Source organism: Corynebacterium tardum, from assembly GCF_046717785.1.
GTDB lineage: Bacteria > Actinomycetota > Actinomycetes > Mycobacteriales > Mycobacteriaceae > Corynebacterium.
Map to the genome: position 1 here is coordinate 1,284,238 of NZ_CP177104.1, position 24,107 is coordinate 1,308,344.

Annotated in this window: 22 protein-coding genes and 1 pseudogene; 18 read left to right on the forward strand and 5 right to left on the reverse strand. The window is 65.3% G+C overall.

The genetic code is table 11. From position 1 onward, the window contains the following. The first annotated feature begins 1 nt into the window (after window position 1). The 5 genes from ACLI1P_RS06175 to ACLI1P_RS06195 all read left to right on the forward strand — a co-directional run bounded on the left by ACLI1P_RS06175 (window position 2) and on the right by ACLI1P_RS06195 (window position 4,909). Window positions 2-2,098, forward strand: coding sequence for an ATP-dependent DNA helicase RecG (locus ACLI1P_RS06175; protein ID WP_411709667.1), 2,097 nt, complete (start codon window positions 2-4; stop codon window positions 2,096-2,098). 78 nt (window positions 2,099-2,176) lie between these two features. After that, window positions 2,177-2,752, forward strand: coding sequence for a 16S rRNA (guanine(966)-N(2))-methyltransferase RsmD (gene rsmD, locus ACLI1P_RS06180; protein ID WP_296133813.1), 576 nt, complete (start codon window positions 2,177-2,179; stop codon window positions 2,750-2,752). Window positions 2,753-2,756: 4 nt separating this feature from the next. Continuing rightward, window positions 2,757-3,233, forward strand: coding sequence for a pantetheine-phosphate adenylyltransferase (gene coaD, locus ACLI1P_RS06185; protein WP_296133811.1), 477 nt, complete (start codon window positions 2,757-2,759; stop codon window positions 3,231-3,233). A 20-nt stretch (window positions 3,234-3,253) separates the two neighbouring features. Then, window positions 3,254-4,009 carry a sulfite exporter TauE/SafE family protein gene (locus tag ACLI1P_RS06190; RefSeq protein ID WP_296133809.1) on the forward strand — a complete coding sequence of 252 codons (756 nt, stop codon included), beginning with the start codon at window positions 3,254-3,256 and terminating at the stop codon, window positions 4,007-4,009. A gap of 45 nt (window positions 4,010-4,054) precedes the next feature. Next, window positions 4,055-4,909: a PPK2 family polyphosphate kinase gene (locus ACLI1P_RS06195; RefSeq protein WP_411709668.1), complete on the forward strand. Its 855-nt coding sequence runs from the start codon at window positions 4,055-4,057 to the stop codon at window positions 4,907-4,909. 51 nt (window positions 4,910-4,960) lie between these two features. On the opposite strand, the gene ACLI1P_RS06200 is transcribed toward ACLI1P_RS06195, so the two are convergent. The 5 genes from ACLI1P_RS06200 to ACLI1P_RS06220 all read right to left on the reverse strand — a co-directional run bounded on the left by ACLI1P_RS06200 (window position 4,961) and on the right by ACLI1P_RS06220 (window position 8,473). Next, entirely contained in the window at window positions 4,961-5,443 is a 483-nt protein-coding gene (locus tag ACLI1P_RS06200; RefSeq protein ID WP_296133805.1) for a hypothetical protein, read from the reverse strand. Window positions 5,444-5,445: 2 nt separating this feature from the next. Continuing rightward, window positions 5,446-6,012, reverse strand: a complete 567-nt coding sequence (locus tag ACLI1P_RS06205; RefSeq protein WP_408930478.1) for a hypothetical protein — start codon at window positions 6,010-6,012, stop codon at window positions 5,446-5,448. Further along, window positions 6,012-6,542: a YbjN domain-containing protein gene (locus tag ACLI1P_RS06210; RefSeq protein WP_296133802.1), complete on the reverse strand. Its 531-nt coding sequence runs from the start codon at window positions 6,540-6,542 to the stop codon at window positions 6,012-6,014. Before ACLI1P_RS06210 ends, ACLI1P_RS06205 begins: the two co-directional genes overlap by 1 nt. After that, window positions 6,535-7,038, reverse strand: a complete 504-nt coding sequence (locus tag ACLI1P_RS06215) for a YbjN domain-containing protein (RefSeq protein ID WP_296133800.1) — start codon at window positions 7,036-7,038, stop codon at window positions 6,535-6,537. Before ACLI1P_RS06215 ends, ACLI1P_RS06210 begins: the two co-directional genes overlap by 8 nt. An 82-nt stretch (window positions 7,039-7,120) precedes the next feature. Continuing rightward, window positions 7,121-8,473 carry a TIGR01777 family oxidoreductase gene (locus ACLI1P_RS06220; RefSeq protein ID WP_296133799.1) on the reverse strand — a complete coding sequence of 451 codons (1,353 nt, stop codon included), beginning with the start codon at window positions 8,471-8,473 and terminating at the stop codon, window positions 7,121-7,123. Window positions 8,474-8,704: 231 nt separating this feature from the next. On the opposite strand from ACLI1P_RS06220, the gene pyrR reads away from it, so the two are divergent. The 13 genes and pseudogenes from pyrR to def all read left to right on the forward strand — a co-directional run bounded on the left by pyrR (window position 8,705) and on the right by def (window position 24,090). After that, window positions 8,705-9,310, forward strand: coding sequence for a bifunctional pyr operon transcriptional regulator/uracil phosphoribosyltransferase PyrR (gene pyrR / locus ACLI1P_RS06225; RefSeq protein ID WP_296133797.1), 606 nt, complete (start codon window positions 8,705-8,707; stop codon window positions 9,308-9,310). Beyond that, the gene (locus ACLI1P_RS06230) at window positions 9,311-10,297 is read left to right on the forward strand and encodes an aspartate carbamoyltransferase catalytic subunit (RefSeq protein WP_296133795.1); all 987 of its coding nucleotides are present in this window, start codon (window positions 9,311-9,313) and stop codon (window positions 10,295-10,297) included. Window positions 10,298-10,316: 19 nt separating this feature from the next. Continuing rightward, the gene (locus tag ACLI1P_RS06235) at window positions 10,317-11,663 is read left to right on the forward strand and encodes a dihydroorotase (protein WP_296133793.1); all 1,347 of its coding nucleotides are present in this window, start codon (window positions 10,317-10,319) and stop codon (window positions 11,661-11,663) included. A gap of 73 nt (window positions 11,664-11,736) precedes the next feature. Continuing rightward, window positions 11,737-12,927 carry a glutamine-hydrolyzing carbamoyl-phosphate synthase small subunit gene (gene carA / locus ACLI1P_RS06240; RefSeq protein WP_296133791.1) on the forward strand — a complete coding sequence of 397 codons (1,191 nt, stop codon included), beginning with the start codon at window positions 11,737-11,739 and terminating at the stop codon, window positions 12,925-12,927. Between the two features lie 30 nt (window positions 12,928-12,957). After that, window positions 12,958-16,299 carry a carbamoyl-phosphate synthase large subunit gene (gene carB, locus ACLI1P_RS06245; RefSeq protein WP_306506875.1) on the forward strand — a complete coding sequence of 1,114 codons (3,342 nt, stop codon included), beginning with the start codon at window positions 12,958-12,960 and terminating at the stop codon, window positions 16,297-16,299. Further along, on the forward strand, window positions 16,283-17,122 hold the full coding sequence (gene pyrF, locus ACLI1P_RS06250) for an orotidine-5'-phosphate decarboxylase (RefSeq protein WP_296131807.1): 840 nt from the start codon (window positions 16,283-16,285) through the stop codon (window positions 17,120-17,122). The genes carB and pyrF overlap by 17 nt, the downstream gene beginning before the upstream one ends. Window positions 17,123-17,383: 261 nt before the next feature. After that, window positions 17,384-17,704, forward strand: coding sequence for an integration host factor, actinobacterial type (gene mihF / locus ACLI1P_RS06255; protein ID WP_039675208.1), 321 nt, complete (start codon window positions 17,384-17,386; stop codon window positions 17,702-17,704). 8 nt (window positions 17,705-17,712) lie between these two features. Continuing rightward, window positions 17,713-18,282, forward strand: coding sequence for a guanylate kinase (gene gmk / locus ACLI1P_RS06260; protein WP_296131800.1), 570 nt, complete (start codon window positions 17,713-17,715; stop codon window positions 18,280-18,282). A 38-nt stretch (window positions 18,283-18,320) separates the two neighbouring features. Further along, complete coding sequence (gene rpoZ, locus ACLI1P_RS06265) at window positions 18,321-18,623, forward strand: DNA-directed RNA polymerase subunit omega (RefSeq protein WP_296131796.1); 303 nt, start codon at window positions 18,321-18,323, stop codon at window positions 18,621-18,623. 167 nt (window positions 18,624-18,790) lie between these two features. Then, on the forward strand, window positions 18,791-20,032 hold the full coding sequence (coaBC, locus tag ACLI1P_RS06270; protein ID WP_296131823.1) for a bifunctional phosphopantothenoylcysteine decarboxylase/phosphopantothenate--cysteine ligase CoaBC: 1,242 nt from the start codon (window positions 18,791-18,793) through the stop codon (window positions 20,030-20,032). 131 nt (window positions 20,033-20,163) lie between these two features. Next, window positions 20,164-21,387, forward strand: coding sequence for a methionine adenosyltransferase (gene metK, locus ACLI1P_RS06275; RefSeq protein ID WP_411709669.1), 1,224 nt, complete (start codon window positions 20,164-20,166; stop codon window positions 21,385-21,387). Between the two features lie 11 nt (window positions 21,388-21,398). Then, window positions 21,399-23,431 (forward strand): annotated as a pseudogene (locus tag ACLI1P_RS06280) (primosomal protein N'). A gap of 140 nt (window positions 23,432-23,571) precedes the next feature. Next, the gene (gene def, locus ACLI1P_RS06285) at window positions 23,572-24,090 is read left to right on the forward strand and encodes a peptide deformylase (protein ID WP_411709670.1); all 519 of its coding nucleotides are present in this window, start codon (window positions 23,572-23,574) and stop codon (window positions 24,088-24,090) included. The last annotated feature ends 17 nt before the right edge of the window (window positions 24,091-24,107 follow it).

Sequence of the window (24,107 nt, forward strand, 5' to 3'; positions counted from 1 at the left end):
CGTGCTGGGCTGGCAAGACGAGCGCGCGCTGACAGAGGTGCTGCCGAAGAAGGACGCCACCGCGCTCAAGAAGGCCTTCGGCTACACCACGTGCGGTGAGCTGCTGAGCCACTATCCGCGGGACTACATCCGCCACAACAAGGACGTCGGCCTGGCCGGCGCGGAGGAGGGGGATTACGTCACCATCACCGGCCTTATTGACCAGGTACGCGTCCGCCACACGTCCAAGGCCATGGTGTTTACCCTCTACATGGAAAGCGGCATTCAGGCCTCCTTCTTTAACGCGTACTACGTCCAGCGCGCGCTGGGCCGCGGCATGCGCGTCATGCTGTCTGGCAAGCTGAAGTACTTCCGCGGCCAACCCAGCCTCCAGCACCCGGATTTCCTCATCCTCGATCCTGGCCGCTACCAGAACTCGCAGTTACCCACCAACGCCGGGCAGGCAACCGGCTCGCTGAAAAGACTGTCGCAGTTCGGTTCCTTGGAGACCTTCCTCCAGCGCGAGTGGATTCCGGTGTACCCGGCCAGCGGCAAGGTCACGTCTTGGTACATCATGGGTGCCATCCACAAGGTCCTAGAGAACACCCCGCCTATTCCGGAGCCGTTGGACTACCGCATGATGGTCACGCTGGACCAGGCGGTGCGGGAGATTCACGAGCCGGGGGACCGCGGGCCGGAGCGGGCCATCCAGCGCTTGAAGTACAACGAGGCGCTGTCGATCGGACTGGTTATGGCGCTGCGCCAACGCGACGTCAAGGGGCGCACGGCCACAGCTATGCCCGCCATCATCGATGGCTACCGCGACGAGCTGCTCACCGATCTGCCCTTTGCGCTTACCGACGGCCAGCGCCGCGTCATTGGCGAGATCGACACCGACCTCTCCGGCATCGTGCCCATGATGCGCCTTCTGCAGGGCGAGGTCGGTTCCGGCAAGACGCTGGTGGCTACCTGCGCCATGCTGCAGGCGGTCGACGCCGGCAAGCAGGCCGCGTTGCTGGCGCCGACGGAGGTGCTGGCGGCGCAGCATGGGGCGTCGATAAGCGCCAGCGTCCCCGAAGGGGTGACCGTGACCGTCCTGACCGGTTCGATGAAGACCGCGGAGAAGCGCCAGGCGTTGCTGCAGATCGTCTCCGGCGAGGCCGACATTGTCATCGGCACCCACGCACTCATCCAGGACACCGTCGAATTTTTCGACCTCGGCCTGGTTGTCGTGGACGAGCAGCACCGTTTCGGAGTGGAGCAGCGCGATAGTTTGCGCACCAAGACCCGGGAGGGAACCAGCCCGCACCTGCTCGTCATGACCGCCACCCCGATCCCGCGCACCATCGCCATGACGGTGTTCGGAGACCTCGCGGTCTCCACGCTTAAGGAGCTGCCGGGCGGGCGCAAGCCGATCCTCTCCGCCGTGGTACCGGAGTGGAAGCCGGAGTGGGTCAGCCGCGCCATCGAACGCATCCGGGAGGAAGTGGACAAGGGCCACCAAGCTTACGTGGTCTGCCCCCGCATCGAGGGCGACGGCGGGGTGGAACAGCTCTCCGTGCAGCTGCGCAATCTGCCCTTCCGGGGGCTGAGCGTGGAGATGCTGCACGGCAAGATGCCGGACAAGGACGAGGTCATGGCCGCCTTCGCCCGGGGCGAGATCGATGTGCTGGTCGCCACCACGGTGGTCGAGGTGGGCGTGGACGTGCCCAACGCCACCGTTATGCTCATCCGCGAGTCGGAGAACTTCGGCGTGTCCCAGCTCCACCAGCTGCGCGGCCGCGTGGGACGAGGCGGCAACGCCTCGGTGTGCCTGTTGCATACCCTGGCTGAGCAGAACACGAAGTCCTACCGGCGCATCGCCGCCATCGCGGACACGCCCTCCGGCTTCGACCTGGCGGAGCTGGACCTGCAGCAGCGCCACGAGGGCGACATCCTAGGCACGCTGCAGTCCGGAACGAAGCGCACGCTCAAGCTGTTGGATCTCAGCCACGACCGCGAGATTGTGGAGCGCACCCATGGCGATGCCGCCGCGCTGGTGGAGCGAAACCCTGCGCTAGCGGAAGAGCTCACGCACAACCTTACCGCCGATGAGCAGGGATTCCTGGAGAAGAATTAGCCGGTCCCTGCGCCCTGCGGGGCGCGGGTAGCTTGCGCAGCAAAGGCTCGGCGCAGGGGGTGTTATAGGGTAGAGGCCATGACCAGAATCATCGCCGGGGACGCGCGCGGACGCACCATCAAGGTGCCAGAGTCCGGGACGCGGCCCACCTCCGATCGCGCCCGCGAGGGCCTGTTCTCCTCCCTCGATGTCCGCTGGGGCTTTAACGACTCCCGGGTGCTTGACCTGTTTGCGGGCTCCGGGGCATTGGGGCTGGAAGCAGCCAGCCGTGGCGCCGAGGAGGTCGTGCTGGTGGAACATAGCCCTGCAGCGGTGAAGGTGATCCGCCACAACATTGGCGTGGTCAAGCACCCAGGCGTAGAGGTCCGGGAGATGAAGGCTTCTTCGTACTTGGCCACCGCGCCGCGCGGCTACTTCGACATGGTGCTCGCGGACCCGCCCTACGCCTTTGAGGACGTGGACGAACTAGTAGCTGCCATCGAGCCAGTGCTGGAGGATGCGGCCATTGTGGTGATCGAACGCCACGTGGACTCGCCCGCCACACAGTGGCCCGAAGGTTTTGAACCCACCGGCCAGAAGCTGAAGAAGCGTACCTTCGGGATCGCCCGCTTCGACATGGCTATCTACCACCGACCGTCCGCTGAGGAGGACTAGCACCATGCCCACCCACGCCGTATGCCCCGGATCCTTTGACCCCATCACGCTGGGCCACGTGGACGTCTTTACCCGTGCCGCTGAGCTTTTTGACAAGGTCACGGTGCTGGTCACCGCCAACCCGGATAAGCCCTCCGGCCTGTTCACGGTGGAGGAGCGAGTAGACCTTATCCGGCAGACTGTGTCCGCGGACATCGAGGTGGATTGGTGGAGTGGCCTGTTGGTGGACTACACCAGCGCCCACAATGCGGACACGATTGTCAAGGGCCTGCGCTCCTCCCTGGACTACGAGTATGAGCTGCCCATGGCGCAGATGAACCGCCGCCTGTCCGGGATCGATACTGTCTTTTTGCTCACGGACGAAAAGTACGGCTACATCTCTTCTTCCTTGTGCAAGCAGGTAGCCAAGTTCGGGGGCGACGTCACGGGCATGTTCCCAGAACCCGTGGCCCAGGCCGTCATGGACCGCTACCGCGACTAGGCAGCGGGAGTGACAACGAGGTGGGCGTACTTCTTATCCCGCTGATCATCCTGGCAACCGTCACCGTCGGTTCGTGCCTGCAGCGCGTCTCCGGAATGGGCCTAGGGCTCATCGGCGGACCTATTTTGACGCTGTTGCTGGGCCCGGTGGAAGGCATCATGGTCATCAACGTGTTGGCCTGTATCAACGCCGCGCTGACCACGTATTCCATGCGGGAGCACGTCAAGTGGTCCCAGTGGCTGCGGATTGGCCCGTTTATGGTTTTAGGCTCCATCCCGGCAGCCCTGCTCATTGCCCGCATTGATACCGCCATGCTGCTGGTCCTCGTGGGCGGTGCGCTGCTCGTGGCTTTGGGGGTGGTGAGCTTCGGACGCCGCTTCGTTCCTGAGCTCCATGGCACTGGGCCGGCCATCTCCGCGGGTATCCTCGGCGGCTTCACCAACACCCTGGCCGGAGTGGCGGGGCCAGTCATCACCGTCTACGCGCAGGCCGCGCGCTGGCCGCAGTCCATGTTGGCCGCCACGCTCCAGCCGTGCTTTTTCATCGGTGGACTCTTCTCCGTGCTGACGAAGTACTTTCTTGGTGCGGGTGGCTTTGCGGGCCTGCACTGGCTGGTGTGGCCCTGCGGCATCCTCGGCATGTTCATCGGCATTCAGGTGGGAACGCGCATTGCCAGCCGGGTGCCCAGGGAGAAAGCGCGAAAGCTCTCGCTGTCCGTGGCCAGCCTCGGCGCCGTCAGCGCCCTCATCCGCGGCCTCACGAGCCTCGCGGCGTAAAAGAAACGACCGTCGCGGGTCCGGCGTGATGGGTAGGGTAGGCCCATGGCGAAATTTAAGATCGAAGACGCACTCACCCTGCGTGCAGGAAAGAACTTCCAGATCGACTCCGTGGATCCCGCATCCACTCCCGGCTTCGACGGGGACAAGGACGAACTAGACGCACGTTTTAGCAAGTACGACGACGAGTTGTACGAGCTGCAGGAGCGGCTCTTTGCCAACGGGCGCAGCTACGGCGAGGACGCGCCTGCCGTGCTCATTGTCCTGCAGGGCATGGACACCTCCGGCAAGGGCGGTGCCATCCGGCACGTACTGAGCACGTTTGACCCGCAGGGCACCACCACTGTGGGGTTTGGAAAGCCCACGGAGGAAGAGCTCGCACACGACTTTTTGTGGCGCATCCGCAAGCACGATCCGCAGCCCGGACAAATCGTGGCCTTCGACCGCTCACACTACGAGGATGTGCTCATCCAGCGGGTGCACGAGTGGGTCGACGAAGAAGAAGTAGATCGCCGCATCGAGGCTATTCGTGACTACGAGCTGGAGCTCACCGCGCGCGGCGTCAAGGTGATCAAGGTCTTCCTGCACCTATCCAAGGAAGCCCAGAAGGAAAACCTGCTCGAGCGCACCGAGCGAGCGGACAAGTACTGGAAGTACGATCCCTCCGATGTGGAGGAGCGTGCGTACTGGGATGACTACATGGCGGCGTATCAGGACGCCATCCAGCGCACGGACGAGAACTACGCGCCGTGGTACGTCATCCCCACGGACAATAAGAAGTACGCCCGCATGGCGCTGAAGTTCCTCATGGTCGACGTATTGCGCCACCTTGACCTGGAGTGGCCCGCCCCCGACTTCGACCCCGAAGCCGAGCGCCAGCGCATCGAAGACGCTGACTAGATGCTGACTAGTCGCTGATGAGGCGCCGACTACACGCCGGCGCCGCGCAGTCTACTCGCCGTCCTTGTCCGCCAGCTCGCGGGCGGTGGCGTTGAAGGTGTCGAGCACCGAGAGCAGCGCGTTCTGGGCCGCGATGATGGCGAGGTTCAGGGCGTGGAAAAGCTGATCGTCGCTCAGACCCGCCGCGGTGACAAAGCAGGCGTCACCACGCAGCTCCACCTCGCCCGCTACCACGCCGACGAGCGCGCGGCCGTCAAAAGCGCCCGTGTTGAACTCGTTGCACAGCACGTGGAAGAGGGACGCGATCTCCGCGTCGAGCTCCGTGGGGAGCACGCATTCTATGCGGACCAGGCCGTCGTCTACGGTGACGACCCAATCCAGATCGTTGAGGCGGGCTACTGCCGCGGACTCGTCCTCCGGATGCGCGGTGGCTGCCATGTCGAGCTCCGCGCCGTTGAGGAGCGTGAGCACGCGGTCACGGGTGACCGCCGGCAACTGGGACCCAGCAATGATGTCGTACGGATCAACACTCATGTTTAGCTCTCTCCTTCAACGTCGCCGTCATCGTTCCATGTCACAGCCTGCGGAAAACGCTGCGCCACCACGTCGAAGACCTCGGCAAAGCTCGCCAGTGAGCTCAGCAGGAACTGACCCAACTGGGCCAGGGAGAGGCCTTCGCCCACCGCCATTGCCCGGTTGGCACACAGCTGAATCTCGCTAGCGGCGGCATCGCGCGAGCCGCCGGCCTCGGCGGAGCTATCGTCCGCCAGGTAGCTCAGTGTCGGGGCCACGCTGGCCCAGTTGATCTCTGCCACGGCGGCGGCGACCTCCTTTTCCGCGGAGGCGGGAAGAGTTCCTTCCCACGTGGCAAAAGCACTGAGCGTTTCGCCTTCCTCATCCACGTCGCAGTGCACGGCGATGTGTGGCACACCGGTCTGCAGCACGCGGTGTGCTCGTGCTGCTTCGCCATCTGTACCTTGTACCGCAACATCCGCGTCGTCGGGCAACGGCGCTTCGATGATGGCGTAGTCAGCGTCAATCAGCTCGCACAGCTGCGCCAGCCGCTCAATAGTGACGGGTTCGATGGCGTGTAGGTCCGCCACTACTGTGCACCCTCGGTGTTAGCGGTGCTCTCGGCGCTATCAGCGCCTGCCTCAGCAGCGGACTCGGAGCCCAGCTTCGCCATCTCTTCGGCGGCGGCGACCATGGCGTTCTGGGCATCAATGACGCCGTCGACCGAGCGCTTCAGGGCATTAGCCAGCTGCTCGTCGTTCATGCCGGCCGCGCACGGAATATCGGCTTCGGTACGCACCAACAGCGTGCCGTCGAAGTCAGCGATGACGGCGCGGGCGCCCATGGACACGGAGTTGATCTGGTTGGCGGCCAGGAAGAGGCCGGCATCGGCCTTGGCGTACTCCACGTCCGTCGGCACGTCACAGCGCACGATGGCCACGGTGTCCAGCACCGCGAACATGCAGGGCAGGCCGTTGAGGTTTGCCGTAGCGGCATCGTCGCGGCCAGCGACGCGCTCCAACTCGATATCGAAGGTCTTCATGCCCGCGATGATGCGGTCCAAGGTCACGTCCGGCAGAGCGTGCGGGTCGGCGTTCTGATCAGCAAATGGATTAGTCATGGTTGTGCTCCTCCCAGGTCACGAGCTGCGGGTACTGCTGTTCAATCCACGCGAAGGACTGCAAGATGGCATCGAGCGTGGACATGACGAAGGCGCCCACCTGGTTGCGGGAGGCGCCGTGGGTGACGTCGAGCTCACGCGCGCCGGAGACCGCCAAGGCGTTGTCCGGGGCCTCGAAGAAACGGAACGTCGGCGTGAAGTGGTCCTGATTCCAGGCGTTGATGTGCATGAGCAGTGCCGGGGCCTCGCTCGAGGGCACGGAGCCGCGCCAGACCGAATCGACGATCAGGCGGTTATCGATCAGCTGAAAGGCAATCGCAGCGTTGGAGAAACCGGTGCGCAGGAGGGTGACGGTCTTGTCGTCCTTGACCTGCTGTTCCTCAATGCGGTACTCCAGCTTCTCCGAGTCGAAGATCTCTGCGATGCGCTCCAGGGTCACCTCTTCAATGGGGGTATCCGGCAGCAGCGTGCGCTCGGTGGGTTGTTCTTCAGTCACTGTTAATTCTCACTCACTTCGTCTAAATACTTCTCTTTCGTGTGTGTACCGTCCCGACAGTACCGGAGCGGCCGGACACGGATCAGAGCGAGGGGAGAGCGCAGAGGGATTCGCCACCTAGTTCGTGGGCTAGCGCCTTGTCTATCTCGGTGTAGCGGAACACGTGGCCTAGGCTTTGCAGCTTCGCAGGCAGCACCTTTTGGTTGGCTAGCGCCAGCTCACGGGCACCTTCCTTGCCCAGCAGCAGTGCTGGGCCGAGGTCGGGCACGGGGACCAGGGCCGGGCGATGCAGCAGCGACCCCAACGCATCGACAAACTCCCGGTTGCGCACCGGAGTGGGGGAGACCGCGTTGATGGGGCCTTCCCACGCCGGATCGAGGGCTGCGCGCACGTACATGTCTGCCAGATCGTCTTGGGTCACCCAGCTGTACCACATGGACCCGGTGCCGAACGGGCCGCCAAGCCCCGTGTTAAACAGCGCGCGCAGCAGTGGAAGTACGCCGGCGTTGCCGGATTGGACGATGCCCGTGCGCAGCGACACCACGCGGGTGCCGGCCGCGCGCGCCGGCTCGCAGGCCTGCTCCCAGGCCTCGACGACGTCTGCGAGGAACCCCTCGCCGCGGTCAGATGCTTCCGTAAGCTCCTCCTCACCGCGGTCCGCACCGTAGAAGCCGATGGCGGAGGCGCAGACCATGGCGCGTACGGAGTCGGTCTCGGCGGCACGCTGAGCCAAAAGCCGGGTAGGACCCACGCGCGAATCCCGGATCGCCTGCTTATGGGAGTCATTAAAACGCCCGAAAATGGGCTCACCAGCGAGGTGAATCAGCACGTCGACGCCCTCTAAGAGGTCCCTGGCCGGCAGGGTGGGGCGCCACAGGCGCTCGCCCGCACCTGGGGTGGCGCGCACCAACGGGATGACCGTGTGACCCAGCGTGCGCAGCTGCGCGGAGACCGCTTGGCCGATAGTGCCGTGGGAGCCGGTCAGCGCAATGGTGAGCGGCCGGGCGTTGAGAGCGCCGAGGCGCTTTGTGAAGCGAAAGTCCTCAATGAGCTGGTGCTGCCGGTAGGCAAACATCCTCTTCACTGCCGCGGTAGGCACACGCGTATCCACGTCGTCGGTGATCAGCGTGCCTTCCGGATGGTCCGCAAAGCGGTGCTCGTGGCGCCACTTAGACAGCGTGCGCAGGGGTGCGTGGACGCACACGTCGGCGAAGGAGCGCTGCGGCTGAAAGTGGGTGAGATCGTGGCGCGCCACCCACTTCAGGCCGCCGGGAAGTCCGAGGATGGAGATTCCGTCAGCCAGCGAATCTGCCTGCGCGATGGGCGTCATGGGGCCAAACGGGGCGTTGAGCCGATTCAGCGCCCCGGGCCGGGTGTGCCACTCCCAGACCTCGTCGCGTGGGGCGGGGACTACGTGTTGAAACGTGAAACTCAAGAAGAACACCTGCCTCGACTAGTTGTGGAAACGGTTCGTGCCGCCATGCGCCGGTGCTTCTCTGTGCCTCTCTGGGGGACGCAGTAGCGCTAGCCGGAGGGGCAGCACAAGTGCTATGGTCGTGGCTGACTTTCAAGCATAGACAGTCACCCACAACCGAAATATTTTTGTCCGAAACCATTGTCAGACATCCTTTAAAGACCGCACCGTGAGGCGGGGAAGGAGGTCACGATGAGTGAAACCGGCACCCACGCGGAGTCTAACGAGCTGCTGAGCTCGGACGACGTCGCGCGTACTGTCGCACGCATCGCGCACCAGATCATTGAAAAAACGGCGCTTGATTCGAGCGAAGCGCCTCGAGTCGTGTTCCTCGGCATTCCGTCTGGTGGCGTGCCCCTGGCGCAGCGCCTCGCGCGCAAGATCGCGGAATTCTCTGGGGTGGAGGTTCCCTGGGGCTCGCTGGACATCACATTGTACCGTGATGATCTCTACGCCCGCCCGCACCGCGCGCTGCAACCCACCACCGTGCCGTCTGGGGGAATCAACGGCGCGACCGTCATCGTGGTCGATGACGTCCTCTATTCCGGCCGTACCATCCGCGCCGCTCTCGACGCGCTGTCCGATATTGGCCGGCCCGATATCATCCAGCTCGCAGTCCTCGTGGACCGCGGCCACCGCCAAGTCCCCATCCGCGCAGACTACGTGGGCAAGAACATTCCCACCGCGCGCGATGAGGACGTCACCGTCTACAACGCCGAGATCGATGGCCGCGACGCCGTGGTGCTCACCCGCTCCACGGCGGCCGAGTCCGCCGGTGCAGGCAAGGAGAATGCATAAATGAAGCACCTCATTGGCATTGCTGATCTGAGCGCGGAGGAGATCCTGGCGCTCATGGATGAGGCGGACCGCTTCCGCGAAGCGCTTGACGGCCGCGAGGTCAAGAAGCTGCCGACCTTGCGCGGGCGCACCGTCTTTACCCTCTTCTACGAAAACTCCACCCGTACGCGCTCTTCCTTCGAGACCGCGGGTAAGTGGATGTCGGCGGACGTGATCAACCTGTCGGCGTCGACAAGCTCGGTGAAGAAGGGCGAGTCCCTCAAGGACACCGGCTTGACCCTCACGGCAGTCGGCGCGGACGCCATCATCATCCGCCACCCGTCCTCCGGTGCCGCGCAGCAGCTGGCCGGCTGGGTGGCACCGAACGGTGACGGGCCGAGCGTCATCAACGCTGGCGATGGTGCACACCAGCACCCGACGCAGGCGCTGCTCGACGCCGTCACGATGCGCCAGCGCCTCGGACTGCCTTCCCAGGCCGCCGGTTCTGCACGCTCTGCCGCCGGCACCGGCTTCGAGGGCCTGCACGTCGCCATCGTGGGTGACTGCCTGCACTCGCGTGTGGTGCGCTCCAACGTGGACCTGCTGACCACCCTGGGCGCCGAGGTCACCTTGGTGGCGCCGCCGACCCTGCTGCCCTTCGGCGTGGAGAACTGGCCGGTGCGCGTCTCCCACGACTTTGACGCGGAGGTGGCCACCGCCGACGTCGTCATGATGCTGCGCGTGCAAGCAGAGCGCATGCACGGCGGTTTCTTCCCCTCACACCGCGAATACGCCTCCCTTTATGGCCTGTCCAAGGACCGCGCGGCGGCGATGCAGAAGGACGCCATCGTTATGCACCCAGGCCCCATGGTCCGCGGCATGGAAATCAACTACGCCGTGGCGGACTACGACAACACGGCCGTCCTGCAGCAGGTCCATAACGGCGTCCACGTGCGCATGGCCACACTGTTCACGCTGCTGACCAACGGCGAGAACGCCAGAATCTAGAAGAGGAGATCACCCCACTATGACTACCTATCCAGACACCGGCGCCCTGCACGCACCGGAGCAGGGCACTCTGCTCATTACCAACGTGCGTCCCTACGGCGAGGGCGAGCCCACCAACGTCCTCATCAAGGACGGCGTCATTGCGTCGATTGGCGCGGGCGCTGAGGCCACCGCGGCGGACCGCACTATCGACGCCGCCGGCCACGTCCTCCTGCCGGGCCTGGTGGATATGCACGTGCACCTGCGCGAGCCGGGCCGCGAGGATACCGAGACGATCGAGACCGGTTCCCGCGCCGCGGCCAAGGGCGGGTTCACTGCAGTGTTCACCATGGCGAACACCACGCCGGTCACCGACCAGCCGATCATCGCTGAGTCCGAGTGGGCGAAGGCCCAGAAGCTCGGCCTGTGCGACGTCCACCCGGTGGGCTCCATCACCAAGGGCCTGGAGGGCAAGACGCTGACGGAGTTCGGCATGATGGCGCGCTCGGACGCGAAGGTGCGCATGTTCTCCGATGACGGCAAGTGCGTCCAGGACCCGCAGCTCATGCGCCGCGCCCTGGAATACGCCAAGGGCCTCGATGTCCTGCTGGCGCAGCACGCCGAGGACCACCGCATGACCGAGGGTGCCTGCGCCAACGAGGGCGAGGTAGCGGCCCGCCTGGGCCTGCGTGGCTGGCCGCGCGTGGCGGAGGAGTCCATCGTCGCCCGCGACGCCCTCCTGGCGCGCGACTACGGCAACCGCATGCACATCTGCCACGCCTCCACCAAGGGCACGGTAGAGCTGCTGAAGTGGGCCAAGGAACAGGACATTCCGCTTACCGCGGAGGTCACCCCGCATCACCTGCTCATGACCGATGACAAGCTGGTGTCCTACGACGGCGTCTTCCGCGTCAATCCGCCGCTGCGCGAGGAGTCCGATACCGCGGCGCTGCGCCAGGCGCTTCTCGACGGTCTCATTGACGTCGTCGCCACCGACCACGCACCGCACGGCAGCGAAGACAAGTGCGTGGAATTCGAGAACGCTAAGCCCGGCATGCTGGGCCTGGAGTCCTCCTTGGCAGTCGTGGCGAAGCTCTTCGTCGCCACCGGCCTGGCGGACTGGCGCTTTGTCGCCCGCGTGATGTCGGAGCGCCCCGCGGAAATCACCCGCCTGCCGGGCCACGGCCGCCCCATCGCGGAGGGCGAGCCGGCGAACCTGACTATCGTGGACCCGGAGCACCCCTGGGTGTCCGATTCGACGGACCTGGCCTCCAAGTCCGCCAACAACCCTTACGAGGGCGAAGAGTTCGGAGCGCGCGTCACCCACACGATCCTGCGCGGCCGCGTGACCTTCGACCTAGCAGCCGACTCGGCAGCCTCGCAGTAGCTCCCTGAACAACGTTATCCCACGCCAGCGACCATTTTGTAGCCACATTCTTTTCAACGAAAGGCCTCACACTGTGACCTCACACACTCCACAGACGTCCACCCCCTCCGCGCAGAGCGTCCCCGCCATCCTGGTGCTGGCAGACGGCCGCACCTTCCGCGGACAGGGCTTCGGTGCTACCGGCACCACGCTGGGTGAAGCCGTCTTTACCACCGGCATGACCGGCTACCAGGAGACGATGACGGACCCGTCCTACCACAAGCAGATTGTCGTTACCGCCGCACCGCAGATCGGCAATACCGGCTGGAATGACGAGGACAACGAGTCCCACGGCAATCAGATCTGGGTAGCCGGCCTGGTCATCCGTGACCTGTCGCGCCGCGTGTCCAACTGGCGCGCCGCCCGTTCCCTGCCGGAGGAGATGGAAAAGCAGGGCATCATCGGCATCAGCGGCATCGACACCCGCACCCTGGTGCGCCACCTGCGCAACCATGGCTCCATCAAGGCTGGTCTGTTCTCTGGCGCGGACGCCGAGGAAGACGTCGAGAAGCTGCTTGAGAAGGTCAACGCGCAGGAGTCCATGGCGGGCCTGGACCTCTCCGAGGAAGTATCCACCACTCAGGCCTACACCGTTCCGGCGGAAGGGGAGAAGCGCTACACCGTCGTGGCCTACGACATGGGTGTCAAGACCGCCACCCCGGGTAACTTCTCCAAGCGCGGCATCGAGACCGTCGTGGTGCCGGCCAACACCCCGTTCGAGGAGATCAAGCAGTACAACCCGGACGGCGTGTTCGTCTCCAACGGTCCGGGCGACCCGGCAACGGCGGACACCATGGTCCAGGTCGTGCGCGACATCCTGGCAGCGAAGTACCCGTTCTTCGGCATCTGCTTTGGCAACCAGATTCTCGGCCGCGCCTTGGGCATGGACACCTACAAGCTGAAGTTTGGCCACCGTGGCATCAACGTGCCCGTGCGCAACCAGCTCACTGGCAAGATCGACATCACCTCGCAGAACCACGGCTTCGCCCTGGCCAGCCCGTCCGGTAAGAAGAACCCGGCCGGGGAAGAATTCGACACCGACTTCGGCCCGGCCGTGGTGTCGCACACCTGCCTCAACGACAACACCATCGAGGGCGTGGCCCTCAAGGACGGCATGGCCTACTCCGTGCAGTACCACCCGGAGTCTGCCGCCGGCCCGCACGACGCCAACCCGCTCTTTGACCAGTTCATCGAGCTCATGGCTGAGAAGTCTCCGAACAAGTAGAACGCAACCAGGAAAAGGAAGAAGAAACTTATGCCAAAGCGCAACGACATCAATCACGTCCTGGTTATCGGCTCCGGCCCGATCGTTATCGGCCAGGCCTGTGAGTTCGACTACTCCGGTACCCAGGCGTGCCGCGTGCTCAAGGAGGAGGGCCTGCGCGTCACGCTGGTCAACTCCAACCCGGCCACTATCATGACTGACCCGGAGTTCGCGGACCACACCTACGTGGAGCCCATCGAGCCGGGGTTCATTGAGAAGATCTTCCGCAAGGAGCAGGAAGAGGGACACCCCATCGACGCCGTGCTGGCAACGCTAGGCGGCCAGACCGCGCTGAACGCCGCGGTGCAGCTGGACCGCCTGGGGATCCTGAAGAAGTACGATATCGAGCTCATCGGTGCCGACATCGACGCCATCGAGCGCGGCGAGGACCGCCAGAAGTTCAAGGACATCGTGGCCTCCATCGGCGGCGAGTCCGCTCGCTCCCGCGTGTGCCACACCATGGACGAGGTCCACGAGGCCGTAGCTGAGCTCGGCCTGCCCGTTGTGGTCCGCCCGTCGTTCACCATGGGCGGCCTTGGCTCCGGCCTGGCTTTTAACGAGGAGGACCTCGATCGCATTGCCGGCGGCGGCCTGGCCGCCTCCCCGGAGGCCAACGTGCTCATCGAGGAGTCCATCCTGGGCTGGAAAGAGTTCGAGCTCGAGCTCATGCGTGACGGCGACGACAACGTCGTGGTCATCGCCTCCATCGAGAATGTCGACGCGCTCGGCGTCCACACCGGTGACTCCGTCACCGTGGCCCCGGCACTGACCCTGACGGACCGCGAGTACCAGAAGATGCGCGACCAGGGCATCGCCATCATCCGCGAGGTCGGTGTGGATACCGGCGGCTGCAACATCCAGTTCGCCGTCAACCCGGAGGACGGCCGCATCATCACCATCGAGATGAACCCGCGTGTGTCCCGCTCTTCCGCGCTGGCGTCCAAAGCCACCGGCTTCCCGATTGCGAAGCTGGCTGCCAAGCTGGCCATCGGCTACACCCTGGATGAGGTCCGCAACGACATCACCGGTGTGACCCCGGCCGCCTTCGAGCCGACGCTGGACTACGTCATTGTCAAGGCCCCGCGCTTTGCCTTTGAGAAGTTCCCGGGTGCCGATGACACCCTGACCACCACCATGAAGTCCGTGGGCGAGGCCATGGGTATCGGCCGCAACTACATCTCCGGCCTCAACAAGGTCATGCGCTCCCTGGAGACCAAGCCCGCCGGGTTCTGGACGCAGCCGGACGAGTTCTTCGCCGGCGAGCGCGCCACCGATCTGGATGCCGTGCTCAAGGACCTGGAGCGCCCGACCGAGGGCCGCATGTACGACATCGAGCTGGCTCTGCGCCTGGGCGCGACCGTGGAGCAGCTGCACGAGCACTCCAAGCTGGATCCGTGGTTCCTGGCTGAGCTCGAGGCCCTCGTAGAGTTCCGCGCAGAGCTTGTCGCGGCACCGGTGCTGGATGCTGAGCTGCTGCGCCGTGCCAAGGTCTTCGGCCTGTCCGACGCCCAGATTGCCGCCTTGCGCCCGGAGTTCGCCGGCGAGGATGGCGTGCGCTCCCTGCGCTGGTCCCTGGGCATCCGTCCGGTGTACAAGACCGTGGATACCTGCGCCGGCGAGTTCGAGGCCCAGACCCCGTACCACTACAGCGCCTACGAACTGGACCCAGATGCGGAGTCCGAAGTCGGCCCGATGGCCGAGGGCAAGAAGGGCAAGGTCATCATCCTCGGCTCCGGCCCGAACCGCATTGGTCAGGGCATCGAGTTTGACTACTCCTGCGTCCACGCCGCCCTGGAGCTCTCCCGCGAGGGCTACGAGACCGTCATGGTCAACTGCAACCCGGAGACCGTGTCCACGGACTACGACACCGCGGACCGTCTCTACTTCGAGCCGCTGACCTTCGAGGACGTCATGGAGGTCTACCACGCGGAGGCGCAGTCCGGCGAGGTCGCCGGTGTGATCGTCCAGCTCGGCGGCCAGACCCCGCTGGGCTTGGCGGAGCGGCTTACCGCCGCGGGTGTCCCGGTCGTGGGTACCTCGGCTGCCGCCATCGACTTGGCCGAGGACCGCGGCGAGTTCGGTAAGGTCCTGGCTAACGCGGAGCTGCCGGCGCCGGACTTCGGCACCGCTACCTCCTTCGACGAAGCCCGTGAGGTCGCCGCCGGCATTGGCTACCCGGTGCTGGTCCGCCCGTCCTACGTGCTGGGCGGCCGCGGCATGGAGATCGTCTACGACGAGGCCTCCCTGCGCGACTACATCGAGCGCGCCACCGAGATCACCTCGGACCACCCGGTGCTGGTGGACCGCTTCCTCGACAACGCCATCGAGATCGACGTCGACGCGCTGTGCGATGGTGAAGAGGTCTACCTCGGTGGCGTGATGGAGCACATCGAGGAAGCCGGTATCCACTCCGGCGACTCCTCCTGTGCGCTGCCGCCGATGACGCTCGGCCCGGAGGACATTGAGAAGGTGCGGGAGTCGACGCGTCGCCTAGCGCACGGCATTGGCGTCAAGGGCCTGATGAACGTTCAGTACGCGCTCAAGGACGACACCCTCTACGTCATCGAGGCCAACCCGCGCGCGTCCCGTACGGTGCCGTTCGTGTCCAAGGCCACCGGCGTGCCGATGGCCAAGGCCGCTGCGCGTGTCATGCTCGGCGCCTCCATCGCACAGCTAAAGGATGAGGGCATTATCCCGTCCACCTACGACGGCGGCTCCCTGCCCATTGAGCACCCGATTGCGGTCAAGGAGGCCGTGCTGCCGTTCAACCGCTTCCGCCGTCCGGACGGCCAGCTGCTCGATACGCTGCTGTCTCCGGAGATGAAGTCCACCGGCGAGGTCATGGGCTTGGCAGACAACTTCGGTGCGGCCTACGCCAAGGGCGAGATGGCGGCCTTCGGCGATCTGCCGACGGAGGGCACGGTCTTCGTTTCCGTGGCCAACCGCGATAAGCGCACGCTGATCTTCCCGATTCAGCGCCTTGCCTACATGGGCTACACCATCGTCGCCACGGCGGGTACCGCGCAGATGCTGCGCCGCAACGGTGTAGAGTGCGAGGTGGCCGTCAAGGTTTCCGAGGCTAAGGAGGGCCAGGAGTCCATCGTCGACGCCATCCTGGGCGGCAAGGTGGACCTGATCCTCAACACCCCGGCCGGTTCCGCCGGCGCGCGCCACGACGGCTACGACATTCGTGCCGCCGCCGTGTCCGTGGGTGTGCCGCTGGTAACCACCGTCCAGGGTGTTACCGCTGCGGTGCAGGGCATCGAGGCGCTGCGCATGGGTGACCTCAAGGTACGCGAGCTACAGGAGCTGGATCATGACGCAGTCAACTAACTTCGGCGAGCGCGCCGTCGCCGCCGGGCGCGAGCGCGGGCGGTTGTGCGTGGGCATTGACCCGCACCCGCACCTGCTCGAGGCCTGGGGCCTGACTGTCGACGCTGCTGGCCTGCGCAGCTTCACCATGACCTGCGTGGAGGCTTTTGCCGACACGGCCGCGATGGTGAAGCCGCAGGTGGCCTTCTTCGAGCGCTTCGGCTCGGCGGGCTTCGCCGTGCTAGAGGACGCCCTGGCAGGGCTCCGCGACGCGGGCTGCCTGAGCCTGGCCGATGCCAAGCGCGGCGATATCGGCTCCACCATGGCCGGCTACGCCGATGCCTGGCTGGGGGAGACCTCCCCATTGCGCGCCGACGCCGTGACCGTCTCGCCCTACCTGGGCGTGGGCGCGCTCGGCCCGGTCTTCGATGTGGCGGCCGAGACCGGCCGCGGGGTCTTCGTCCTCGCGGCGACCTCCAACCCAGAGGCCGTGGGGCTGCAGTCCCTGACGGTGGAGGGCCGCAGCGTGGCGCAGCGCGTGGTAGACGAGTGCGGTCAGCGCAACCTGGCCTGCGGCGCGAACGCCGAGGGGGCTGTCGGCCCCGTGGGCGTGGTCGTGGGCGCCACGCTGGATACTCCGCCGGTATTAGACCAATTGCGCGGTCCCGTGCTGCTGCCGGGCGTGGGCGCCCAAGGCGCGACGGCGGCGGATGTTCGCCACCTGACGCAGGCGGCCCCGGAGCGGGGCTTCGCTAACGTGTCCCGAGCCATCCTTTCCCGCGGTCCGCAGGTTTCTGACCTGCGCAAAGCGGTGGAGGAAACGGCGGCAGAGTTCCGGGACTAGAAACGCGGCGCGCCGGATTAACGGGCGCGCCGTTTACCTGGTATTTTGTTTAAGGCATGCGTGTTGACGTGCGGGAACCTTTAACGGGGCAGACCCGGATTGCGTCACCGCGCACAGACCAGTGCTAGGATTGCCAGAAGTCGGTTCGCTGGGACGGCAGAAAGCTGTTCCGCGCTGGGGGAATAGCCCCCGCGCAGGACCGAGGATCTGGTGCCAGCCATCAGACGATATTGTTCAGACTAATGAAATCGGAGGAAACCCGTGGCCCTTCCCAAGTTGACTGATGAGCAGCGCAAGGAAGCTCTCGCAAAGGCCGCTGAGGCCCGCAAGGCTCGTGCTGAGCTCAAGGCTGCGCTGAAGCGCGGCGAGACCAACCTGCAGGACGTTCTGGAGAAGGCTGAGACCGATGAGATCATCGGTAAGACCAAGGTCTCCGCACTCCTCGAGGCCCTGCCGAAGGTGGGCAAGGTCAAGGCCAAGGAAATCATGGAGGACCTGGAGATTGCACAGACCCGCCGTCTGCGCGGTCTGGGTGACCGCCAGCGTCGCGCCCTGCTCGAGCGCTTCGGCTACGGCGAGTAAACAGCGCAATGGCTGACGAAACTGCACGCGGGCGCCTGGTCGTACTGGCCGGGCCGTCCGCGGTGGGCAAGTCCACCGTGGTTTCGCGCCTGCGCGACGATGTCGACAACCTGTACTTCAGCGTCTCTATGACGACGCGTCAACCCCGTCCTGGCGAGCGCGACGGGGTCGATTACTTCTTCGTCACTCCGGAAGCATTCCAGGAGCACATCGACGCCGGGGACATGCTCGAATGGGCAGATATCCACGGCGGCCTGCAGCGTTCGGGAACGCCGGCGCAGCCGGTAGTCCGGGCGATGGAGGAAGGCCGCCCGGTGTTGGTGGAGGTTGATCTGGCGGGCGCTCGCAACGTCAAAGCCGCGATGCCGGAGGCAGAAACCGTGTTTCTTGCCCCACCGTCGTGGGACGTGCTCGTGGAGCGCCTCACCGGGCGCGGCACCGAGCCCCAGGATGTCATCGATCGCAGGCTGCACACCGCGGAGACTGAGCTCGCCGCACAAAAGGAGTTCGACCACGTCGTGGTCAATGAAGATCTCGATGAGGCCGTAGCTGCCATTAGTGCTATCCTGCGTGGATAGACCAAGATTTTGACCATCTACCAACAGTAAAGGTGCATGTGACTAACGTGACCACACCTGCTAATTCTGAGGCCACCAAGCCGGAGCCCGTCTTCGATCCGCCGACCGGTATTACTGATCCGCCGATTGACGAGCTGCTTGGTAAGGTCTCCTCCAAGTACGCACTGGTGATCTTCGCCGCGAAGCGCGCGCGCCAGATCAACAGCTACTACCAGGAACAGGACGAGGGCGTCTTCGAGTTCGTCGGGCCGCTGGTGACCCCGGAGGCCGGCGAGAAGCCGCTGTCCATCGCTCTGCGTGAAATTGACGCCGGCCTGCTGGACCACGAGGAAGGCAACTAAGCCTTGCCTTCGGGGCACAGCGTGCCGCGCACGGAACCCACCCGCACCCCGTTTCGGGGCGTGCCGGTGGGTTCTTTTATGTCTTGGGTAGTATCGGCCGAGTGAAGGAAGCTCAGGATTCTCAAGACAACTCCACCGCGGCAGACTCTACGCCCCAGGCGCGCCGCATCCTCGTCGGCGTGGGCGGCGGCATCGCCGCCTACAAGGCCTGCCACCTCATTCGTGACTTCAAGGAGCACGGCGACGAGGTGCGCGTGGTGCCCACTGCGTCTGCGCTCAACTTCGTGGGCGCGGCTACCTTTGAGGCCCTGTCGGGCCAGCCGGTGTCTACGACCGTCTTCGATGCCGTCGACGAAGTTCAGCACGTTGCTCTGGGGCAGCAGGCGGACGCTATCGTTATCGCACCGGCCACTGCGGATCTCATGGCCAGGCTTGCCGCGGGTCGAGCCGACGACCTTCTTACCGCCTCGGTTTTGGTGGCGACGTGCCCGGTCATCGTGGTGCCAGCCATGCACACGGAAATGTGGCTCAATCCGGCTACCCAGGACAACGTGGCCACCCTGCGCCGCCGCGGCGTCACCGTCATGGAGCCAGCGCACGGGCGCCTCACGGGCAAGGATTCGGGGCCAGGCCGCCTTCCGGAGCCGGGGCAGATTGCGGAATTCGCGCGCACCGTCATCGCTGGACATTCCGTGCCCTTCGACTGGCAAGGAAAGAACGTGGTGGTCTCCGCGGGTGGCACACAGGAGAACCTCGACCCGGTGCGCTACCTGGGCAATCGCTCGTCGGGGCGGCAGGGCTTTGCCTTGGCAGAGATTGCCGCCCAGCGCGGAGCTAACGTGACCATCATTGCCGGAAGCACCGAGGGCCTGCCGTGTCCCTCCGGGGCTAACGTAGTGCGCGTGACCTCCACGCGGGACATGGAGGAGGCGATGAACGCGGCGGCTGCCCGCGCCGACGTGGTCATTATGGCCGCCGCCGTGGCGGACTATCGGCCGGCTTCTGTAGCGGAGTCCAAGATGAAGAAGGGGGAGGCGGACGCAGACTTGGCGCACCTGGAGCTGGTGGAGAACCCGGACATCCTCAAGGGGCTTGTCGCCCGCCGCGACCGCGGTGAGGTAAAGCGCGATGCGGTGATAGTGGGATTTGCCGCCGAGACTGGGGACGCTGAGACCTCCGTGCTCGAGTACGCGCAGCAGAAGTTTGTGAAGAAGGGCTGTGACCTGCTTATGGCCAACGAGGTGGGCGAGGGCAAGGTTTTTGGGCAGCCCACGAGCGCGGGGTGGATTCTGCGCCGCGATGCGGAGCCGTTGGAGGTAGCTCCCGGTTCCAAGCAGGTCGTGGCGGCCCAGATACTTCAAGCGGTGAATGAAATCCTGGCGGGAACCGAGTTGACCTTGCAGTTATAGACCGCTTGGTCTACGATGGGCTTCTGTTACCACGCCGAGTACGTGGGGATGAGCGCCGGTGGGGCGCAGTTTGGTGCAGCTCCACCATTTCGCGCTTCCCACGACGCGCACGACTAGCTTAAGGAAGATTTGTGACTGATACAGCTGCTCAGGCGGTACGCCTTTTCACCAGCGAATCCGTGACCGAAGGTCACCCGGATAAGATTTGTGACGCGATTTCGGACGCCATTCTTGACGCCCTCCTCGAGGCCGACCCCAACGCCCACGTGGCCGTCGAAACCCTCGTGACCACCGGCCAGGTCCACGTGGTGGGTGAGGTCCGTACCTCCGGCTACGTGGAGATTCCACAGCTGGTGCGCAAGACCCTCGTGGACATTGGCTTTACTTCCTCCGATGTCGGCTTTGACGGGAACACCTGTGGCGTCAACGTGGCCATCGGTGAGCAGTCCCAGGAGATCGGCGCTGGCGTAGATGCTTCCACCGAGGTCCGCTCCGGCGAGTATGAAGACGACGATCAGTACGGTGCCGGCGACCAGGGACTCATGTTCGGCTACGCCACGAACGAGACGCCGGAGTTCATGCCGCTGCCGATTTCCACGGCGCACCGCCTGTCCCGCCGCCTGACCCAGGTACGCAAGGAGGGCATCGTGCCTTCGCTGCGCCCGGATGGCAAGACGCAGGTGACCTTTGCTTACGACGAGAACGACGTCCCCACCCGCCTGGAGACCATCGTTATTTCTACCCAGCACGACCCGGACGTCACGCAGGAGTGGCTGGCGGAGCAGCTGCGCGCGCACGTGGTGGAATGGGTGGTCAACGACGCCGACCTGGGTAAGTACTACACCGAAGACACTGAGCTTCTCATCAACCCCTCCGGCTCCTTCATCCTGGGTGGCCCGATGGGTGATGCCGGGCTGACCGGCCGCAAGATCATCGTCGATACCTACGGCGGTATGGCCCGCCATGGCGGCGGTGCGTTCTCCGGCAAGGACCCGAGCAAGGTGGATCGCTCCGCCGCGTACGCCATGCGCTGGGTAGCCAAGAACATCGTGGCTGCCGGCTTGGCAGATCGCGCTGAGGTCCAGGTGGCCTACGCCATCGGCCGCGCTAAGCCGGTGGGTCTCTACGTGGAGACCTTTGGCACCGCCAAGGATGGGCTGAGCGACGCCGCCATTCAGGCCGCCGTGGACCAGGTCTTCGATCTGCGCCCGGCCGCCATTATCCGCGAGCTTGACCTGCTGCGCCCGCTGTACCGCAACACCGCGGCCTACGGTCACTTCGGCCGCACCGACGTCGACCTGCCGTGGGAGGACACGTCCCGCGCCGAGGATCTGCGCCGCGCCGCCGGCCTGTAGAATCGGGCGCTATGCCCAAGAAGACACCCGCCGCCCACCAACCGGTCGCGCGGGTGTTGCCCTTACTAGGGGTCTCTCACCTCGATCGCGCCTTCGATTACCTCATCGATGAGGACGATTCGGCCGCCGCGCAGCCGGGCGTGCGCGTGCGTATCCGCTTCAACGGCCGCCTGGTGGACGCCATTCTGCTCTCGCGGGGAAGTGACTCCGACTTCGATGGCTCGCTGCGTTTCATCGACCGCGTGATTTCGCCCTTCGCGGTCTATACCCCAGTCATGTCCTCCCTAGTGGAGTCTCTGGCCGCTCGCTATGGCGGCGTGCGCTCCGACATCATCCGCACTGCCATTCCTGCCCGGCACGCTAAGGCGGAAGAGGCGGACCTTGATACCCCGTGGGAGGAGCTGGGGACTACGGAACACCCTGACCTGTCCGCCTGGACCAGCTACGTGCACGGCCAATCCTTCGTTGACTCGGTACTGGCCGGCCACATCGCCCGCGCGGCGTGGCAGATCCTGCCAGGTGCTCACTGGGCCGACGCCCTGGCTAGCTTGGGGACGAGCGTAGCGCTCAAGGGCGGTGGCGTGCTCATCGTTGTGCCGGACCAGCGGGACCTGGACCAGCTGGAGGCGGCCTTCCGCCGTTACGTCTCTGCCAAGCAAATCACCGTGCTGGCGCACAGCACTGGGCCGCAGGCTCGGTATCGCCGGTACCTGTCTGCGCTTACCGGTCAATCGCGCATTGTCATCGGTACCCGCTCCGCCGCTTTTGCGCCGGTGCAGGACTTGCAGCTGGCGGTCATTCTTGGCGACGGCGACGACAACCTAGTGGATAACTTGAAGCCCTATGTGCACGCCCGGGAAGTGCTAAGCACCCGCTCGGCACTGGAGGGCTGCAGCCTCATCGTGGCCGGGCACTCCCGGACCGCCGAGGCCCAGCTGCTGGTGGACTCCGGCTGGGCCCACGATTTGGTTCCTACGCCGGAGGCCATCGCGGCGAGCAAGCCGGACATCGTTCCCGTAGGCCCCTTTGGCGTAAACCTCACTAGGCAGATGCAGGGCGGAACCACCTCAGTGGCCGCCGCCGCCTTCCATGCCACGCGCGCCGCCTTGGGCCGCGGCGAGCCTGTCTTGGTTCAGGTACCGCGCAAGGGATATGCCCCGATTCTGGCATGCGGACAGTGCTCAGCCCCGGCGCGCTGCCGTCACTGCAATGGACCGCTGGGGCTGCCCGCGGCGGCGGAAAGCGGGGCGCCTGCGGCCTCGCTGCCGACGTGCCGGTGGTGCGGCCGCGTGGACGCGCACTACCGCTGCCCGGACTGCGGCTCGCCGCGCCTGCGCGCCATTGTGCTGGGCTCGGAGCGCACAGCGGAGGAATTAGGCCGCGCGTTCCCACAGACGCGGGTCATCCAATCAGGCGGCTCCAAGGTGGTGGATGAAATAGCGCTGGGACCCGCCCTGGTTATTGCGACTCCCGGCGCGGAACCCCGGGTAGAGGGAGGCGGACACTACGGTGCGGCCCTGCTCGTGGAGACGGGCGCCTTGTTGGGCCGGAGGATCTGCGCGCTACCGAGGACGCGTTGGCCAAGTGGGCGGCCGCGGCGACTCTCGTGTGCCCGGCCGCTGACGGCGGGGTAGTGATCATCGCTGCGGACGAGGAGCTGCCGGTGGTCAACTACCTGGCGAACTGGGACATGGTGGGCGCTGCTTCCGCGGAGCTGACAGCGCGGCGAGAGGTGCGCTTTCCACCGGCGGTGCACATGGCAGCCATCGACGGAGTCGACGCGTCCCTGGACTCCTTCCTGGAGCTGGCGGAGCTGCCCGAGCATGCGGAGCTTCTCGGTCCGGTGCCGCTGCCGCCCGGGGTGAGTCTTCCCGGGGACTACGACCGTGAGCGCGGCGGTGAGCCGCAACGGCTCCTGATCCGCACGCCCCTGGGGCCGCGCGCGGAGTTGGGCAGTGCTCTACGGACTGCTAACGCCCTGCGCAGCGCCCGCAAGGACGTGCTTCCGCTGCGCATTGCCGTGGATCCGATCAACATCGGATAGGTGGAGCGCCCGCAGCCAGCTACCCCGGCTCAGCACGGGTGGTCAGTGGTGAACTATTCTCGGATTCATCAACGGCGTGGGGTCGGTGCGAGCCAAAGGGCTTTCCCGGCCCCTAGACAAAGGAAGTGGAGAATTCCCCTATGACAGTTCGCGAGGTTCGCTTGTACGGCGACCCCGTCCTGAACACCCGTGCCGACGAGGTAACCGAATTCGGGCCAGCACTCGAGCGCCTAGCCCAGGACATGCTGGAGACCATGGAGCATGCAGGTGGCGTTGGCCTGGCTGCCAACCAGATTGGTCTCACGCAGCGCATCTTTGTCTTCGATTGCTCGCACTATCAGCATGGGCTGCGCGGGGCCATTGTGAACCCGGTGTGGGAGGCAATCGGGGAGGAGACCGAGCTCGGCACCGAGGGCTGCCTGTCCATCCCGGACATTTCGCTGCCCACCGAACGCTTTTCCACCGTGCGGGTGCGCGGCATGGACGTCTATGGTCGGCCCGTCGCCCTGGTGGCCTCCGGGCTGATGTCGCGTTGCGTTCAGCACGAAACGGATCACCTGGATGGAATCCTCTTCCTGCAGCGCCTTAGCCCCGAGCGCCGCAAAGAGGCGATGAAAGACATCCGCCAGTCCAGTTGGTTCGCCGCCCAGAAGGCTTAGACTGCCAGGACTGCCAG